The sequence below is a fragment of the Butyrivibrio sp. XPD2002 genome (assembly GCF_000423945.1).
Taxonomy (GTDB): domain Bacteria; phylum Bacillota; class Clostridia; order Lachnospirales; family Lachnospiraceae; genus Butyrivibrio.
Genome location: NZ_AUIY01000001.1, coordinates 126,561 through 145,006, shown reverse-complemented (window position 1 = coordinate 145,006; position 18,446 = coordinate 126,561). Strand labels below are relative to the sequence as shown.

Annotated in this window: 15 protein-coding genes; all 15 read right to left on the bottom strand. The window is 40.6% G+C overall.

Going from position 1 to position 18,446, the window contains the following annotated elements; genetic code table 11:
* Positions 1-32 precede the first annotated feature (32 nt).
* Positions 33-1,208 (bottom strand): anti-sigma factor antagonist, encoded by a 1,176-nt coding sequence (locus G587_RS23935; RefSeq protein WP_051200460.1) that lies wholly within the window; start codon positions 1,206-1,208, stop codon positions 33-35.
* Positions 1,209-1,239: 31 nt separating this feature from the next.
* Entirely contained in the window at positions 1,240-4,473 is a 3,234-nt protein-coding gene (locus G587_RS20780) for a cellulase family glycosylhydrolase (protein WP_081679283.1), read from the bottom strand.
* Between the two features lie 70 nt (positions 4,474-4,543).
* On the bottom strand, positions 4,544-4,843 hold the full coding sequence (locus G587_RS0100565) for an STAS domain-containing protein (protein ID WP_026490634.1): 300 nt from the start codon (positions 4,841-4,843) through the stop codon (positions 4,544-4,546).
* 142 nt (positions 4,844-4,985) lie between these two features.
* Positions 4,986-5,369, bottom strand: coding sequence for a NusG domain II-containing protein (locus G587_RS0100560; RefSeq protein WP_026490633.1), 384 nt, complete (start codon positions 5,367-5,369; stop codon positions 4,986-4,988).
* Positions 5,370-5,440: 71 nt separating this feature from the next.
* Complete coding sequence (locus G587_RS0100555) at positions 5,441-6,472, bottom strand: branched-chain amino acid aminotransferase (RefSeq protein ID WP_026490632.1); 1,032 nt, start codon at positions 6,470-6,472, stop codon at positions 5,441-5,443.
* Positions 6,473-6,654: 182 nt separating this feature from the next.
* On the bottom strand, positions 6,655-8,130 hold the full coding sequence (locus G587_RS0100550) for an AI-2E family transporter (protein ID WP_026490631.1): 1,476 nt from the start codon (positions 8,128-8,130) through the stop codon (positions 6,655-6,657).
* 85 nt (positions 8,131-8,215) lie between these two features.
* Complete coding sequence (locus G587_RS0100545) at positions 8,216-9,034, bottom strand: Mrp/NBP35 family ATP-binding protein (protein ID WP_026490630.1); 819 nt, start codon at positions 9,032-9,034, stop codon at positions 8,216-8,218.
* 53 nt (positions 9,035-9,087) lie between these two features.
* Entirely contained in the window at positions 9,088-10,101 is a 1,014-nt protein-coding gene (locus G587_RS20775; protein WP_051200458.1) for a glycosyltransferase family 2 protein, read from the bottom strand.
* Positions 10,091-10,579, bottom strand: coding sequence for a 3-isopropylmalate dehydratase small subunit (gene leuD / locus G587_RS0100535; protein ID WP_026490629.1), 489 nt, complete (start codon positions 10,577-10,579; stop codon positions 10,091-10,093). The genes G587_RS20775 and leuD overlap by 11 nt, the downstream gene beginning before the upstream one ends.
* Before the next feature lie 30 nt (positions 10,580-10,609).
* Positions 10,610-11,875, bottom strand: coding sequence for a 3-isopropylmalate dehydratase large subunit (gene leuC / locus G587_RS0100530; protein WP_026490628.1), 1,266 nt, complete (start codon positions 11,873-11,875; stop codon positions 10,610-10,612).
* Between the two features lie 79 nt (positions 11,876-11,954).
* The gene (locus G587_RS0100525) at positions 11,955-14,405 is read right to left on the bottom strand and encodes a YfhO family protein (RefSeq protein ID WP_026490627.1); all 2,451 of its coding nucleotides are present in this window, start codon (positions 14,403-14,405) and stop codon (positions 11,955-11,957) included.
* 67 nt (positions 14,406-14,472) lie between these two features.
* Positions 14,473-15,501: a ketol-acid reductoisomerase gene (gene ilvC, locus G587_RS0100520; protein WP_026490626.1), complete on the bottom strand. Its 1,029-nt coding sequence runs from the start codon at positions 15,499-15,501 to the stop codon at positions 14,473-14,475.
* A gap of 93 nt (positions 15,502-15,594) precedes the next feature.
* Complete coding sequence (ilvN, locus tag G587_RS0100515; RefSeq protein ID WP_026490625.1) at positions 15,595-16,110, bottom strand: acetolactate synthase small subunit; 516 nt, start codon at positions 16,108-16,110, stop codon at positions 15,595-15,597.
* A 161-nt stretch (positions 16,111-16,271) separates the two neighbouring features.
* Complete coding sequence (gene ilvN / locus G587_RS0100510) at positions 16,272-16,760, bottom strand: acetolactate synthase small subunit (RefSeq protein WP_026490624.1); 489 nt, start codon at positions 16,758-16,760, stop codon at positions 16,272-16,274.
* A 13-nt stretch (positions 16,761-16,773) separates the two neighbouring features.
* On the bottom strand, positions 16,774-18,408 hold the full coding sequence (gene ilvB, locus G587_RS0100505; protein WP_026490623.1) for a biosynthetic-type acetolactate synthase large subunit: 1,635 nt from the start codon (positions 18,406-18,408) through the stop codon (positions 16,774-16,776).
* Between the last annotated feature and the right edge of the window lie 38 nt (positions 18,409-18,446).

The window sequence follows — 18,446 nt, the reverse complement described above, 5'->3', positions numbered from 1 at the left end:
TCAAACTAATAGTTTCGAATATTTTGAAAAGCTTAGAATTCCAACGTATCAATTCTGTCAAGGAGTTCTATGAGCTCTTTTGTCCAAAGCTCTATTTCCTGCTTACCGGTTTCATTTTCAAGTGCACCGCGTCTGATATTTCTTCTGATAATTCTTGTATAGCCTACAATTCTGGCTTTATCTACAACCTCTTTTATTCTGTCCTCATCTTCCGTGCCAAGATAAACAGACATTGCCTTGTTAAAGAACTTAATAGCTTCATCACTGCTGATCTTAAGGAAATCCTTACATCCTTCTTTATTGACTTCATAGAAACCAATAAATGCATTGTAAATGGATGCAAGCTCGAAAATAGGATGTCCAACTGCCAGAGTATCCATATCGATGAGGAGAACCTCACCGTCCTGAAGCTCAATATTGTTGGTATGATAATCACCATGGATCATATGATTGGATTCAGGCACCTTTTCGATAAGTGACTTAAGCTTTTCATAAGATTCAACAGGTAAATAATCCTTATCGAATTCAGTCCATTTAAGAGCCGTTTCCTTAATGCTGGGAAGCTTCCCTTCAGGAACCTCAGTCTCATGAATTTTCTTAAGGAGACCTGCAAACTCATTTACGCACCAGTCAAACTTATCAGGCTCTGTTGCCAGAATCTTTGAAAAGGATGTTGCATTTAAGAGCTCAAATACTGATCCGTAGCTGTCTCCAACCTTTACAACATCATAGGATATTGCAGTAGGTATTCCAAGGACAAGCGCAAGCCTTGCAACCTCTCTCTCATGCTGAATATCATTAAGGGCATCCGCATTTTTATAAACCTTGACAACATTATCGCTATCAATTCTGTACAGAATGCCATTAGCACCCTTACCTATAACTTCACAGCCTTCAACGCTGACAACCTTGTAAGCCTTCTCAACAGTCATCATCTGATTAAAGCCTGTCATATCAAATATCTCATATACCTCTGAGCTCACATTTATTATTCTCAGATTCTTCTTAGTTTTTCTTAAATGAAGGAGAACACGGAGTCCGGCACTGGAAATATATTCCAGATTCTGAGCATCAATAACCACTTCATCGGGAGAATCAAATGCTTCCTTCATGCTTTCCTCTACCTGAGGCGCATTGTTTGAATCAATTCTACCTATAAGTTCAATAAGTAAACCGTCTGATTGCTTTTGAATATTTACCTCTTTCATAATTACCTCTTCTCCATATACTAAAAGGTCATCAGTGTCTTGTTGTCCTTGCAACTCTGTAGGCTATATTCTGCCACAGGTGGGTGATTATTCCGAAGTCTCTTGAAAGTGACTGCGGAAGTGAAGGTACGCGGTCATAAAGTATTTCAAGATATTCCATCTCGGAATCGCCAAAGTCTAAAATTTCAATGGTATGCGAATAAATACCACCGTTCTTGGATTCAATAATATTGGTTACCGCACCATCAAGTTTTGCACTGTATTTCTCAGTGTCTATGCTTAATTTCACTGAAGCTCCTGATTCAAGCTTAACCCCATCATCCAGGAAAATAGAAACACTATGCTCAGTGAGCCTTGTTGTAACGCCGTAGTACTTTGAGCCTTTACCCTCTCCGTGTGCAATTTCAACCTCGACAGGCTCTGCATCAATTACATGTACAACCTCGTTATCGGAATCTCTTCCATCAACAAGGAACATCGACATAATAAGATAGTAAAAATTCCTTATCATCCAGAACAATAGTACCGACAGTCCAAGGAAATTCATCCAGTTAAGCATCATCAAAACTCTCGTGATACCAATTACCGAGCATATCGAGAGAATGATAAACGGTGCCATGGTCCTTAGATCGGTTTTTCTCTTTGTAACCTTTTTCGATTTATCCGTAACCTTAAAGGTCGAAAGAGTAATTCCAAATGTCTCTTTTAAAATCGGAATGAAAAGATGAGGCATGACACTTGTCTCATATATTCCGCTCCATTTTATAGACATGGCGTTCTGACTTAAAACTCTCAGGGTTATATCCTGCAAAGCAAACATCGGAAGCCAGTAAACTATAAGATCCATCCAGTTACACTTTAGAACCGGAACTGCAAAGGTTGCAAACAGGATCGGTGAAAGCATATAGATAAAGTTCTTTAAGGGTGAAAGCCAGTAGACTACGCAGCTCCAATAGCTGATCTTCTGTCTGAGTGATAATCCCTTCATTCTCCAGAACTTCAGTTTTCTGGCAGTTACGATTACACCTCTTCCCCAGCGGGTTCTTTGCTGTATATGCTCTTTGAAGGTATGAGGCGTCTGTCCGCTTGCAAGAGGTTCGGAAATAGCCAGACTGACATATCCCTTCGACTCTATAAGCAGTCCGGTTGCAAAATCCTCCGTAATAGATTCTGTATAGAAGCCTCCGATATCCTCAAGAGCCTTTCTGCTGAGTATCGTATTTGAACCACCATATATAACACTGTTTGTGGAGGTCTTGGCAACCTCAATGGTTCTATAGAAGAAATCCTGCTCATTGGGAGCTCTTCTTTCAGAATACAGTGCATGCTGGAATACATCAGGATCATAGAAGCACTGCGGAGTCTGAAGAACATCAAGGCGAACCTTTTTTCCATCCTCCAGCAATAAGCTTTTCTTTTCTGCCTCCACAAAGTACGGTATTGTCTTTAACAGGAAATCGCTCTTTACTATCATGTCCGCATCAAGGGTGACAACATAGGGAGACGAGGTCTGTCTAAGTGCATTATTTAGGTTTCCTGCCTTTGCCCCCTTATTATCAGGTCTGTCAAAGTAACCAACGCCCATATCTTCTGCAAGCTTTCGCATTTCTGAGCGCCTGTTATCATCGCATACATAAACATGAACTTTATTCTTATCAGGATAGCTTAAATGTACACAGCCATTGATTGTTTTCTTAAGAAGTTCACAGGGTTCATTATATGTAGCAATGAAAATATCAACATCAGGGAATTCCTCATCCTTTATCTTTGGAAGAGGATGTCTCTTCATACCAAGAAGGCTCTCATAAAATACAATTGATTCAAGGAAGCCTAGTATTTCAACAAAAAGAAGGAATATATTTCCCGCAACAGCTATAAAACCAAATTCGATCGGTACTGAATAAAAAATTCTCCAGCACAGATAAATCAATGTCAGATATGAGCTTATGATAATTATTGCTTTTGCAACAAAGTAAGCTACACCGCTCTTTCTTGAATTATCCCTAAGCTCTTTTTTCGTAAACAGATCATAATAGGTCGCATGTCTGTTTTTCGTAAGTTGTATATAAATAAAGCGAATTGTAAAAAATACCAATATGATAAGCGCACACAATGCTGCAAATTCAGGATATTTATATACAGTTGTAAAGCCGCGTTTTCCAAGTGAATTGGTCACATAGGACTCAAGCTTTTGAATGTCTGTTTTTTTTAGCACATCCGCGGGAGCATAAATATCATCTGGAGGAGTGCCCTTTATAAGCTCCTTAACCCATTTACCATATTCGGTAAGATACTTATCATCCAGCCCATATTTTACAGGATCATACTTTATGTTGAAAAATGCAGAGGTTTCATCCTTGTTTGAAAAACTCCAGACTGTATAGCTTATCTTATGCTCATCCAGATAATTGAACCATTTTCTTGCCCAGGCAAAATCGATGTCTCCATCACCTGTATGTTCACTTATTCCGCATTCGCTTATAAAAACAGGTGCATTCTCATTTACCGCTGTTTTCAGCTCATCCATAAGATCATCCTTATGAGATGCAGCATAAAAATGTAATGAATACATTACATTGTCAAACTGAAGCGGTCTGTTTATTGCAGGCAAAAGTCTTCTGTCATATTCAGGTGTTCCCACAACAATGACAGAATCAGGAACGTTTTTTCTTATTACAGGTATAACGTCATTACAATAGGTAACAATATCATCCCAACTTGTATCGCCATTAGGTTCATTACATATTTCGTAAATAAGATTGGGTGAATCAGAGAATTCTGAAGATATTTTCTCAAAGAAATCCAGAGCCTCTTTTTTGTTTACATTAGGATTTTGTTCTTCAAGCACATGCCAGTCCACAAGAACATACATATCAGCAGCTATCGCAGCCTGTATACCTTTTCTCATGTATTCCATGCTGATATCTTTATCCTTGCCGCAATATACATGTGAATACATTGCAAGCCTAATAAAGCTGCTGTTCCATTCATCGGAAAGTTGCTTGAATAATTTCTCGTCTATAAAGTCCGGATACCAGGTAAGACCGTGCGTACTAATACCTCTGAGTTGCACAGGTTTTCCGCTCTCATCTACTAGTTTGCCCCCATCCACATGGAGTCTTCCATTAACAGAAGGCCTCGCTGTCTCAGCAAGCTTTGTGCTGCTCTCAGCAAAGGACGTAATCTTAAGCGGACAAAATAGGCCAAGAAAAATCACTATTGCTAATAAAAGCGCGGAGATTTTCCTGATATTATACTTATCCATATACCCTCATTAAGAAAAAAAGCATAAATAGCAGGATAAACATAGTTATCCTGCTATTATATAAACGGTATTATTCGATTGTAAGAATATCTGAAAAGCCTGTTACCTCGAAGATCTCATTAACCTCCTCGGAAACATTCTTAACAACCATCTTGCCCTGCTTATTCATTGTCTTTTGAGATGACAGAAGCACGCGAAGACCTGCACTGGAAATGTACTCGAGTTTAGCGAGATCAAACTCAAGAGTCTCTACTCCAGCAAGTGAAGACTTAAGCTCCTCCTCAAGTGTGGGAGCTGTTGTTGTGTCAAGTCTTCCTTCGAGACCAACTACCAGATTTTTGTCCTTCAAGTCTTTAGTGATGTTTAACATTCGCATACCCTCCTCATAATTAGTATGTTAGAATTTTTAAAATTTTTAAATAAAAAATCACTTATAAAAATATTTTACACTATTCCGATAACAATTGTAGTATTTTTATATTTTTTTTATATGTTTCTCAATTATTTTGCTTCTATTTAGCTATCGAATCCAATTCATTACTCTTATCAGCTCCCATTATTGTGACAACAACCCTGTGGGGAAGGCAGATTACGGATTCGCCTTCCTTTATTATTTTACCCTGTTTTACGCAAAGCTTATCAGGACAGTCCGCATAGCTGACATAACAGGTGCCGTCCTTAACAATAACTTTATTCTCGCCGCCCTCGTAGCCGGTAGCAACAAATTCAGCATCCTCTGAGAGTGGAAGCTCTTTTACTGTTTCTCCATTCACAGTGATAACAGCTATCTTCCCCTTAGGCGACAGCATATTGATTGCTACCGATAAAGCGAGCGAAAAGATGATTATTATAATAAGAAGTATGACTGATCTTTTATTACTGGCCTTTTCTTCCATTCTGCTGGCAGTTCCTTTTTATATAATAAGCCCCGACATAAAGCCGGGGCAGAAATTCAAAATATAAGATTTTATTTGATAACGTGTACCCATCCTTCAGGAGCTTCAATCTCACCCATCTGGATTCCTGTGAGAGTGTCATAGAGTTTCTTAAGTACAGGTCCCATCTCATCCATACCGGACTCGAAGCAGATTTCCTTGCCGTGATCATTGATCTTACCAACAGGGCTGATAACTGCTGCTGTTCCGCAAAGACCCATCTCCTTAAAGTTCTGTACTTCATCAAGTCTTACAGGTCTCTCTTCTACGCTAAGTCCAAGGTAATCCTTTGCAACCTGAACGATAGATCTTCTTGTTATTGAAGGAAGGATTGAATCTGTAAATGACTTAGGAACTACAAGGTTGCCGTCAGCATCTACAAATATAATATTTGCTCCGCCTGTCTCCTCGATGTATGTTCTGCTCTGAGCATCGAGATATACGTTCTCGGCAAAGCCCTCTTCGTGAGCTGTTACAATTGCATGAAGGCTCATTGCGTAGTTAAGGCCGGCCTTGATATTACCTGTTCCGTTCGGTGCTGCTCTGTCAAAATCACTTACCTTTACAACGATGGGCTTAGCGCCACCCTTGAAGTAAGGTCCTACGGGAGTTACGAAGATTCTGAACTGATACTCATCAGCAGGCTTAACTCCGATAACGTTACCTGTAGCAAACATTACAGGTCTGATGTATAAGGTTGCTCCGCTTCCGAAAGGAGGAACCCAGTCCACATTAGCCTTTACAACTTCGTCAACAGCCTTGATAAATCTATCAGCAGGGAAAGCAGGCATCTCAAGACGTCCTGCTGACTGCTCCATTCTGTCTGCGTTGAGGTCAGGTCTGAAGCACACAATGTGTCCATCCTCTGTCTCATAAGCCTTAAGGCCTTCGAATACTTCCTGTGCATAATGAAGAACGCCTGCGTCTTCACTTAATACAATCTTAGAATCGGTTGTAATGGCGCCGTCATCCCATTTTCCATCCTTGTAGTTGGACACATAACGATAATCCGTTACGTGATAATTAAATCCAATACTTGACCAGTCTAAATTTTTCTTACTCATAATAATTATGCTCCTCCTAATTTTCTGATCAGTTCAGGTATATAAAGTAACGCCCAAGCCGATATGATTTAGCACGTTAAAGTGCCAACTTTTTAAAGATTATTATAATTACATAAAATCAAGTGTCAAGGCGCTAATTTAAGCATTAAATCCGCAGGGTATACATTACAAAATTAATGTCCTTATTTATCATAGTCATCAAGTCCCTGCGTTCCGACCTGCTCCAAAGTCTTCTCCTGTGCGCCTTCCGAATGCTTTTTGCCCTCTTCCTTTTTCACAGTCTCTTCATTATCAGAACCCATATTGGGAAGAACATTCTCGATTATCTTCTTTTTGCTTCTGTAAAATTTAAAGATCCTGCGCCATGTAGATGTATCGTTGTGGACGTAGTACCTGCTGTTATCCGCATTTTCAAGGGTAACTATACCACTATCGTCCATATATGCAGCATCAATATAGGTTGAAGTATCCCTCGGCAGTCTCTTATCGCGAAGTCTGTTCATAGTAATATGCCTTGCCAGAGTATACAGACATGCAAATACCGGCACACCTATAAGCCATCCGATAGGTCCCCAGATGCCGCCAAAGAACATGATCGCAAAAATAACCCAGAAGCTGGACAGACCCGTGGAATTACCGAGTATAACCGGTCCTATAATGTTACCGTCTATCTGCTGAAGGATTACGATAACTATCAGGAATACCAGTGCCTTAAAGGGATTGATCATTATCAGAAGTATAAGTCCAAAGCCTCCGCCCAGGTACGGACCAAAAAACGGGATTATATTGGTAATACCAACACCAAAGGCCAGAACTATCGGATATGGTATTTTCAATATTTTAAGAACAATAAAGCAGATGATACCAACAATAATGGAATCCACCAGTTTTCCCATTACAAATCCGGTAAAGGTGTAATGAGCATACCTGAATGCACCTATGACCTCATTGGCAAACTCTCTTTTTAAGTATGCATAGCAAATCTTTTTGCCCTGTCCGATAAAAGTTTCCTTTGAATTCAGAACATAAGCAGCAACTACTACGCCGACTATAAGATACAGGAATACCTGGATAATGCTCATCATACTCTTCGAGATCGTCGTGATCATAGTAGAAAGATTAGGAACAACATTATCCTTAAACATATTGTTTATGGTGTCTGAATACTGTTGAAGCAATGTATCCATAACCCTTCTGATCGAAGGATTATCATCCAGATATTTGTCCATGAACCTCTGAAGATTGGTAGCATAAAAAGGGAAATTACGAATAATGTCCCTTATGCTTCTGATCAGCTGAGGAATAAGGATCATCAGCATCGCGTAAAGAACTGCAAAGAAAAGGATCATGGTGAGAGCTACACTTAGCTTTCTCACCTTTTTCCTTTTTTGAAAATACTGGCTTTCTTTAAGATTTACTCCGCCAAGCTTATATAAGGGATAAATCCATTGTTTTTCGATGAAATTCAATATGGGCGTAAGAATATAACCGATTACACATCCAATAATGATTGGAGTAAGGATACCCAGAAATCTGTTTATACCTTTTTCAAGTGAATTCCAATTAAAGATAACATAGTAGATCAGCATGATGGCAAGACTGCATAGGATAACAGATACCATTATACTGAATTGTTTTTTACCCGGTCTCCACTTCATAACCGTATCCCCCGAAAGAATATTATTTTCATGCCATAATATACGTATATATTTATTATATACACCCTGAGCGAATTAGAAAATATTATAATTGCTCAAGTGCATATACAAGGCTATCCATGAAGTCAGGCTCATATTCTTCTATCTTACCTGCGTCGCATTTTGCAGCAAACTCAGGATCAAGCGGAATTCTTGCAAGAACATCAAGTCCGTTAGCTGAAGCATAGGAATCAATCTTGCTCTCACCAAACACATAAATAGGCTTATTGCAGTGAGGACAATTCATATAGCTCATGTTCTCAACAAGACCGATTACAGGAACGTTCATCATCTTAGCCATATTAACAGCCTTTTCAACGATCATGGAAACAAGCTCCTGTGGTGTTGATACAACGATAATTCCATCAACAGGAAGTGACTGGAAAACTGTGAGCGGAACATCACCTGTTCCGGGAGGCATATCTACAAACATGTAGTCCACATCGCCCCAGCAGGCCTCTCCCCAGAACTGCTTAACAACACCTGCGATAACAGGTCCTCTCCAGATAACAGGATCAGTATCGTTATCCATTAAGAGATTGATGGAAACCATCTTGATTCCGTTTTCAGATTCTGAAGGAATCATATTACCATTATCGTCTGCATATTTAATCTGCTCAGCACCGAACATTCTCGGAATTGAAGGACCCGTTATATCTGCATCAAGTACAGCTGTGCTGTAGCCCTTTCTATTCATAGCGCAGGCTGAAAGTCCTGTTACAAGACTCTTACCAACTCCGCCCTTTCCGCTGACTACGCCGATAACCTTCTTTACCTTAGAGCCCTTTGCAAGGTCTACCTTAAAAGCTGCCTCGCTCTCCTTTTTAAAATCGGCGGGTGTTTTCTTTTTCTTTTCTTCTGACATTTTAATACCTCAATTTATATATTTTATTCGAGCAAGCTCGATCATAAACATTTTTATTTATCAAATTCTGTTGTCCTGCATATCTTCACATCAACAAGATTTACTTTATCATCCTTATCTCCAAGATACTCACTTATTATGTATCTTGGTCTGTTCTTGGTCTCAAGATAAATCTTACCGATATATTCGCCTATTACACCAAGGGAAATCATCGTAAGACCTCCGATAGCCCATATGGAAAGAACCGTTGTGGTCCATCCGGGAATCGTATTATTGGTAAAATGACGAACCAGTGAATAGATTAAAATGATTATACTCACTGAAAAGATCGTAACTCCAAGGCCTGATATTACCCGAATGGGCTTAACGCTAAGTGACGTGATCCCCTCAAATGCAAAAGATAACATCTTCATAAGAGGATACTTACTCTCACCCGCAAAGCGCTCTGATCTCTCATAAAAAACAATATCTGTTTTTAAGCCTATCATCGGAACAATTCCTCTGAGGAACAGATTGACCTCAGTGAACTCTGAGAGCATCTCAAGAGCTGTGCTACTCATAAGTCTGAAATCAGCGTGATTATACACGATGTCAGCTCCCATGTTGTTCATGAGCTTGTAATAGCTCTGTGCTGTACCTCTTTTAAAGGCAGTGTCTGTCTCTCTGCTGCTTCTTACACCAAATACAATCTCAGCACCTTCCTTGTATTTTTGCAGCATCTCGTCTATCGCACCTATGTCGTCCTGAAGGTCAGCATCCATGGATATTGCAACATCACAAACACTTCTTACAGTCATAAGACCTGCAAGAAGTGCATTCTGATGGCCTCTGTTTCGGGAGAGCTTAACTCCCTGAAACAGAGGATTTTTCTTATGTAATTCATCAATCATTTCCCAGGTCTTATCAGCAGAACCGTCATCTACAAACACTGCTCTGCTGTCCCCAGAAATTACACCGTCATTTATGAGCTTTCCAAACTTTTCCTCAAGTCGTCTGGAAGTCTCAGGCAATACTTCCTGTTCGTTATAACAGGGAATAACCATAAAAAGTCTGATATCACTTTGCATTGATATAATTTACCAGTCCTTCACTGTCTATTATTTTCTGCATAAAAGGAGGGAATGCCTGTCCCTGATAGGATTTACCTGTAGTCTCATCAGTGATAACACCTGTATCAAAATTGATACTGACCACATCGCCGGGGTTTATTTCCTTTGCGGCTTCCTCACACTCAACAATGGGAAGACCAATGTTTATGCTGTTTCTATAGAAAATTCTGGCAAAGGTTTCTGCTATTACGCAGGAAACACCTGCAGCCTTAATGGCAATAGGTGCATGCTCTCTTGATGAGCCACAGCCAAAATTCTTATTGGCAACAATGATATCACCCTTTTGTACCTTCTGAATGAAGGTCTTATCGATATCCTCCATGCAGTGAGCAGCCAGCTCTGAAGGGTCAGCTGTATTCAAATATCTTGCAGGAATGATAACGTCTGTATCTACGTTGTCACCGAATTTAAAAACATTTCCTCTTGCTTCTTTCATACGCTTATCCTTTCTTTCATATAAAGCCTTTTATAATTCAGAAGGCTGTGAAAGCTTACCTGTTATCGCACTTGCTGCAGCAACAGCCGGAGAAGCAAGATAAATCTCAGAGTCAGTAGCTCCCATTCTGCCTACAAAGTTTCTGTTAGTTGTTGAAACGCATCTCTCTCCTGATGCAAGAATTCCCATATATCCGCCAAGGCAGGGACCACAGGTAGGAGTAGAAACAACAGCGCCTGCTTCAATAAAGATCTTAAGAAGTCCCTCGTCCATAGCCTGCATGTAGATTGCCTGTGTAGCAGGGATAATGATGCATCTCATTCCCTCTGCAACTTTGCGGCCTTTAAGGATTCTGGCAGCCATTCTTATATCATCGATTCTACCATTTGTGCAGGAACCGATAACTACCTGGTCAATCTTAATGTCATCGATATCATCAAAGGTATGAGTGTTCTCGGGAAGATGCGGGAAAGCAACTGTTGACTTAAGTGTAGAAAGGTCAATAGTGTACTCCTCATCATACTCAGCATCGGGATCTGCTTCAAACACCTTGTATTCCTTACCCGGTGCATGCTCCTTAAGATACTCGATTGACTTCTCATCAACAGGGAAAATACCGTTCTTTCCACCTGCCTCGATAGCCATGTTGGCAATTGTAAATCTGTCATCCATGGAAAGCTCCTTAACGCCTTCGCCTGTAAATTCCATGGATTTATAGAGAGCGCCGTCAACGCCAATCATACCGATAATATGAAGAATTACATCCTTACCGCTTACGTATTCGTTAAGCTTACCTGTAAGATTAAACTTTATAGCTGAAGGAACCTTGAACCACGCCTTACCTGTAGCCATACCTGCAGCCATATCTGTAGAACCAACACCGGTACTGAAGGCACCGAGAGCACCGTAAGTACATGTGTGTGAATCAGCTCCGATTATAAGGTCTCCGGGAACTGTAAGACCTTTTTCAGGTAAAAGAGCATGCTCTATTCCCATCTGACCAACCTCAAAGTAGTTGGTAATGGAATTTCTCTTTGCAAATTCGCGAACGCATTTGCAGTTTTCAGCTGATTTAATATCCTTGTTGGGAACAAAATGATCCGGAACAAGTGCGATCTTATCCTTGTTGAAAACGCCCTTGGAATTAAACTTTTCCATTTCTTTTATGGCAACAGGACTTGTAATATCATTACCAAGTACGAGATCAAGATCAGCCTCGATAAGCTGTCCGGCCTTAACCTCTGAAAGTCCTGCATGTGCCGCCAGAATTTTCTGGCTCATTGTCATACCTGCCATTTACAATCACTCCTCACCTTTCTTATAAACATTCACACCATTACATCTTTTGTATATTCACTGAATAAACATACCATATTTAGCGCTTTTTGTAAAAACGAAGAACCAGTAAATAAGCGCTAAAAATCACAATTCCGGCTATGCTCATGACAAGTCCCTGATAAAAACCACTGGGCCTGAAATCAGTCCTTATCTCATGAACTCCTGCGGGAATTTTTACAGCCATCATTCCGTAATCTGCATTTATTATTTCAGCCTTTTTACCATCAACGGTAAGGCTAAAGTCCTTCATGTTCGGAACAGAGAAAAACATCAGCTTATCTTCCAAGAGATTACTTGTCATGGCATAAAAGCCCTTTGTATCTGTCTCAAATTTCTGGCAGGCTGTGTCTGCGCGGTCCATGCAGTTGTTTTGAAAAACATCTACAGGAAGCTCATCCGCATAATATGCAGCCGGAAGCTCACTTATAATATCGCTGTACTTATCAGCATCCTCATCGGATAAAACCAGGGCCACAGTGAGCAGGCGGTCCTTTATTTCAGTATCAATTTTCTCCCAGTCAGACTCTCTTATGAAGTAATCATAGGTAAAGCCCATGGGAATATAATTCATATTAAGAAAAATATCTATTCCGTTTTGCGTATCAATCTTAAAGAACCCTTCTATTCCATCCCCACTTTCAAAAAAGCCCTCATCGTTTATAAGCGAGTTTTCAAAATAATATTTATTTGAAAGTATCGCTCTTAAACCGATTCGATCCGCAGGAATATTGGTCTCCACCGTCCTCTCAACATCATCTGCACCATATAAAAAATCGAAGGACTCTGAAGGGATGGTACTTATAAAGCTGTGGAGAGATCCATATCCCCAGTACATATCGTAGTTGGTAGCAGTCCTGTCTGTCTCTGTTCTGTAAAACTCAGTATCATCATTAAGAACAGGCGCTGACTGCAGCATCTGCTTCTCCCACTGTTCCTTACCAAAATCATTGATAAGACCGCTTCCGTTTAGAAGCACAATGTGAAGAGATATTATTGATGCTATAGCAGTCATGATAAACAGGATATCCGTTCTCATGACTGGCTTTTTTAAGGTTGCTAATACCTTACCTTTAAAGGGCACCTTTATTTGTCTAATACACTTCGGAACTGCAAACACAGAAGCAATCAGCATCACCATCATGATTGCTGTTCCAATGACATCCCTCCAATAGATATGCTCATTAAGGATAAGCTTCATGGTAATAACCTCATCCTGGTCGTTATAGGAAGGAAGCACTGATATGAGAATTATCAGCAAGAACAATCCGCAGGTTATAAGGACTCCCTTTTTTAATTCCTTAGATCCGCCTCGTTCCACTACGCTTGCTGTCATCATGGACATTATGAGAATCGGCATATAAAACCATCTCGCATAATAGCTTTCATTAAATAAAGAAAACGCGGAATTAAGAAAAGGAACAAATGCCATGATAAGGCATATATTGATCAGTCTCTTATAAGCATTCTTCTTTGTCTTATGCATTAAGCAATACGCTATGACTCCGGATAACCCAAACAGTGGAAGGAAAACCGCAAGTGATGCGTTTTTCACAGTATCCGTATAAAATACCGTACCCTTACCGATTATATCCGGTATCATGACCATGCTCTTTATGATATCCCAGAGCATATTCATGCTCTTATAGGACACGGTGTCATAGCCAAGGATAACCTTAGAAATCCTGCTGTTACCCGATACTCCGAGAATAGCCTGAAGGATGTAGAAGCCTCCGATAAGAACGCCCAGGGTTCCTCCCGCTAAGGAGCGCATAAACATCCTGAGTATCTGCCTCGTCCTGTTTCCCGGAACGTAGCATACAACAAAGTAGATGATCAGAAATACCACTTCTCCAAAGAAGAAATAGTAATTTATAACCGCCATAAGGGTTGTCATCAGCGTAAAGAATACAAACTTCCTTCCGCCCGGAATAAAGAACCAGTGGTCCTTGTGATGATCAACCTCCATCAGCAGCTCAAAGGACAATAAATACAAAGGGAAAAAGGCAACTGCATCCGTAAAATGGTTAAATACAATATTGCAGGCGTTGAAGCCTGAAAATGCATACAGAAGTGCACCGATCATTGCAGAATCATCGCGCACTACTTTTCTTCGGATATAAACGTATGCAGTCATTGAGCACACACCGTATTTAAGTGCCATCAAAAATGGCATCATATACGGAATTGCTTCCTCAGAAAATGGAACAGTCAGCCAGAAAAACGGACTTCCCAGAAGATAAAATGAAAAGCTTCCTATGAGTGAGCCTCCAAAATCCATGTTCCATAGATATAAAAGGTTCCCACTTCTTATGGCTCTGTGAGCAACAGTATAGAAAGGAATCTGTTGAACATTGTAATCCCCATAATAGAAAAACGGCATGCCTCTGGCTATAAATAAAGGCAAAACCGCTACCATATACATAGTAAAGGAAAGAACCAGAAGAGAAAGCACTCTGCTTCTCACAGGCTTCTTACTGTAATATTCCATAATCCCCAAAATGAGCTGCCGCTAAGCGGCAGCTCCCCTTTTCCTAATTATAATAAGTTCATCGTAATTAGTTATTGATAAGCTTATCACTTTCGTTGTTCCAGCTGTAAAGCTTTCTGATCTCAGCACCAACCTGCTCAGCGGGATGCTCAGCTGCAAGCTTTCTCATAGCCTGGAAGTGTACCTGTCCGCCTGCCTCGCTCATATCAAGGAGGAATTCCTTAGCGAAGGTTCCATCCTGAATATCAGAAAGGATCTTCTTCATTGTCTTCTTTGTCTCCTCTGTTACAAGCTTAGGACCTGTGATGTAATCACCATACTCAGCAGTGTTGGAGATTGAATATCTCATTCCTGCAAAGCCTGACTGATAGATAAGGTCAACGATAAGCTTCATCTCGTGTACACACTCGAAGTATGCATTTCTCGGATCATAGCCAGCCTCAACAAGTGTCTCAAAGCCTGCCTGCATAAGTGCGCAAACACCGCCGCAAAGTACAGCCTGCTCACCAAAGAGGTCTGTCTCTGTCTCTGTTCTGAATGTGGTCTCAAGAATACCAGCTCTTGCACCACCAATACCAGCACCATAAGCAAGTGCCTTATCAAGTGCCTTACCTGTAGCATCCTGATATACAGCTACAAGACAAGGTGTTCCTTTACCAGCCTGATACTCAGATCTTACTGTGTGGCCGGGAGCCTTGGGAGCGATCATTGTAACATCGACATCCTTCGGGGGCTGGATAAGACCGAAGTGAATATTGAAACCATGAGCGAACATAAGCATGTTGCCTGCCTCAAGGTTGGGCTCGATGTCTTCCTTGTACATCTTAGCCTGCTTCTCATCGTTAATAAGAATCATAATCACATCTGCGAGCTTAGCAGCTTCCGCTGTATTATAAACCTTAAGTCCCTGTGCCTCAGCCTTAGCCTTGCTCTTTGAGCCCTCATAAAGTCCTACGATAACGTTGCATCCGGACTCCTTAAGGTTAAGTGCGTGAGCGTGTCCCTGGGAACCATAACCGATAATAGCAATTGTCTTACCCTCTAAAAGTGAAAGATTACAATCTTCCTGATAGAAAATACGTGCATCCTGTGACATGTTTCTTACCTCCGTAAATATGTGTTTTAATATATAGCTGCGAAAATTTATAATTTTCGAAGTTAACTGTAGTCAGCTGCAGTCATTGCTGCATTACATATTCTCAAGCTCCTCGATAGAGATTACCTTATCGGTACCTCTTCCAAGACCTGCAATACCTGTTCTTGCAAGCTCAAGAATCTCCTTGCCCTCAAGCATCTTCAAAAGTGCATCCACCTTTGACTGATTACCAGTGATCTCGATGATGAGAGACTCCGGTGTAACATCGATGATATTTGCTCTGAAAATATTAGCTATAGTGATAAGGCTGTCTCTCTCCTTCTCACCTGCACGAACCTTTACAAGAGCAAGCTCTCTGTAAACACTCTCCTCGGGCTCAAGCTCATGAATGTCCCTGACGTCTATCAGCTTACTGAGCTGCTTCTCAATCTGATCAAGGATCACATCATCGCCCGATGTAACAATTGTAATTCTGGTATAATTAGGATCTGCTGTAGTTCCGGCAGTGATACTCTCGATATTGTAGCCTCGTCTTGCGAAAAGACCTGAGATTCTGGTGAGAACACCGGATGTATTATCTACAAGCAGCTGAAAAACTTTTCTCTTCATGCTCCTCCCATATAATAACTTAAAAGTTACTGTTAAATATGGATTATATGCGCTTTTATGCGCAAAGTCAACGAAATACTTTATAAATTTAAAACTTTAAAGGGGTAAATTATTGATATATTTTACCAAATACTTACTTGATGTTTTTTAATGTGAAAGTCTTACTTCTCTCCCTCACTGCATTTCGTAAGCGCAACCGTTCCTGTTCTTGCCATTTCAACAATGGAAACAGTTCTGAGCATTTCAATAAAAACTTCTACCCTTTCAGGGGTATCACAGATCTGAATGATCATCATATTTTTACTCATATCAACAATCTGAGCCTTCATGATGTCACAGTTTTCCATGATATCTCTTCTGTTTTCGCGGTTATACCTTACCTTTATAAGGGTGAGCTCACGACAGATACTCATGCTCTCCTTAAAGGTCTTAACCTTTATGACATCAAGCTTCTTGTTGAGCTGCTTTTCAATCTGCTCGATCGTGCGCTCATCGCCGCTTGATACGATCGTCATGCATGATACGTCCTTGGAGTTGGTCTCACCAACAACCAGGGAATCAATATTAAAATTACGTCTGGAAAACAGTCCGGCCACCTTAGAGAGTACGCCGGCATGGTTTTCAACAAGAACTGAGTAAATTCTTTTCATAGTTCCTCCTGCATTACTTTGCCAAATCCATAGGGTCTACAACCACTTCACAAAGCACACACTCATCTGTATTCATAAGCTCTTCAATAAGCTTATCCGCTTCCGCCTTGGAAGATGCGCGAAGATACTTCATGTCATAAGCTTCAGCTATCTTATCAAGCTTAGGAGTGTTATGAAGTACGACCATGTTATATCTGTCATTTAATGCATAGTGCTGATACTCACGAACCATACCAAGATATCCGTTATTGAACACGATAAGTGATACATTCATGCCGTACTGACGCAGGGTTGAGAGTTCCATCATGGACATCTGGAATGCTCCGTCACCCATTACAGCAACTACCTTTTTCTTCGGAGCTGCGTATTTTGCGCCAAAGGCAGCAGGTATCGAGTAGCCCATGGTTCCCATTCCGCCGGAGGTAAGGAATCTTCCCTCGCGGACAAGATGCCATCTGCAGGACCATATCTGATTCTGACCTACATCTGCGATGTAGATTGCATCATTAGGAAGTGCTCTTGATAAGCTTTCTATAAAGTCCTTGGGATCCACATACTTTTCAGTATCGATAACAGGTCTTTTTTCCAGCATCTCACTCTTATATTTATTAAGAGTATTTATCCATTCTTTTCTCTCGTGGATAAGATCTTCCTCATCCTCGAAATCATTTATCTTCTTGAAAATATGCTTAATATCACCAACAAGAGGAATCGTAGGCCCTACGTTTTTACCGATTTCAGCAGGATCTACATCAATATGGATAAGAACCTTATTCTCTGTAATAAGGTCAGGTCTGTTCACAGCTCTGTCAGCAACTCTTGCGCCTACCATAAGAAGAAGGTCTGATTCATTGAGGGCTCTGTTAGCACAGGGACGTCCGTTATTGCCGACCATTCCAAAGTAGTAGGGATCCTCAGCGGCCATGACACCTATTCCCATCATTGTGGATACAACAGGGATGCAGTTGTCCTTAACAAATTTTCTTATCTCGTGTACAGCATCTGATAAATGAACACCACCACCAACACAGATAATAGGTCTCTTTGCCTTAGCAACTTCCTTAACGACCTTCTTTATCTGCACAGCATTACCCTCGATTGTAGGCTTGTAGGTTCTCATATTTACCTTTTCAGGATATGAGAATTTAGAGATCATCTGCTGTTGAACATCTATCGGGATATCAATGAGTACAGGGCCTTTACGTCCTGTACTTGCAATATGAAAAGCCTCCTTGAATATCCTTGGAATATCATTAACATCACGGATCAGGTAGCTGTACTTAACAAAGGACTCAGCAGCACCAGTAATGTCAGCCTCCTGGAAAACATCACTTCCTATAAGCTCACTATTTACCTGACCGGTAATACAAACAAGCGGAATGCTGTCTGCATAAGCAGTAGCAATACCTGTTATAAGGTTAGTAGCACCGGGACCACTGGTAACGGCACAGACGCCAACCTTTCCACTGATTCTCGCATATCCGCTGGCCATATGAGCAGCGTTCTGCTCGGTTCTTACAAGTATCTGTTTTATAGGCAATTCGCCGAGCGCATCATAAAAGGGAGCTATAGCCACCCCTGAATAACCATAAACAACTTCAACATTTTCAGTCTGCAAACATTTCACAATAGCCTGAGCACCATTCATAATGTATGCCTCCATAAATAACTTTTATAATATTATAT

Bases quoted from the DNA above. Each gene is read 5' to 3' on its own strand.
- G587_RS0100560 (WP_026490633.1), bottom strand. From the start codon at position 5,369: ATGGAAGAAAAGGCCAGTAATAAAAGATCAGTCATACTTCTTATTATA.
- G587_RS0100545 (WP_026490630.1), bottom strand. From the start codon at position 9,034: ATGTCAGAAGAAAAGAAAAAGAAAACACCCGCCGATTTTAAAAAGGAG.
- G587_RS0100550 (WP_026490631.1), bottom strand. From the start codon at position 8,130: ATGAAGTGGAGACCGGGTAAAAAACAATTCAGTATAATGGTATCTGTT.
- ilvN (WP_026490625.1), bottom strand. From the start codon at position 16,110: ATGAAGAGAAAAGTTTTTCAGCTGCTTGTAGATAATACATCCGGTGTT.
- ilvC (WP_026490626.1), bottom strand. From the start codon at position 15,501: ATGTCACAGGATGCACGTATTTTCTATCAGGAAGATTGTAATCTTTCA.
- G587_RS20780 (WP_081679283.1), bottom strand. From the start codon at position 4,473: ATGGATAAGTATAATATCAGGAAAATCTCCGCGCTTTTATTAGCAATA.
- leuD (WP_026490629.1), bottom strand. From the start codon at position 10,579: ATGAAAGAAGCAAGAGGAAATGTTTTTAAATTCGGTGACAACGTAGAT.
- ilvB (WP_026490623.1), bottom strand. From the start codon at position 18,408: ATGAATGGTGCTCAGGCTATTGTGAAATGTTTGCAGACTGAAAATGTT.
- G587_RS20775 (WP_051200458.1), bottom strand. From the start codon at position 10,101: ATGCAAAGTGATATCAGACTTTTTATGGTTATTCCCTGTTATAACGAA.
- G587_RS0100525 (WP_026490627.1), bottom strand. From the start codon at position 14,405: ATGGAATATTACAGTAAGAAGCCTGTGAGAAGCAGAGTGCTTTCTCTT.
- ilvN (WP_026490624.1), bottom strand. From the start codon at position 16,760: ATGAAAAGAATTTACTCAGTTCTTGTTGAAAACCATGCCGGCGTACTC.
- G587_RS0100565 (WP_026490634.1), bottom strand. From the start codon at position 4,843: ATGTTAAACATCACTAAAGACTTGAAGGACAAAAATCTGGTAGTTGGT.
- G587_RS0100555 (WP_026490632.1), bottom strand. From the start codon at position 6,472: ATGAGTAAGAAAAATTTAGACTGGTCAAGTATTGGATTTAATTATCAC.
- G587_RS23935 (WP_051200460.1), bottom strand. From the start codon at position 1,208: ATGAAAGAGGTAAATATTCAAAAGCAATCAGACGGTTTACTTATTGAA.
- leuC (WP_026490628.1), bottom strand. From the start codon at position 11,875: ATGGCAGGTATGACAATGAGCCAGAAAATTCTGGCGGCACATGCAGGA.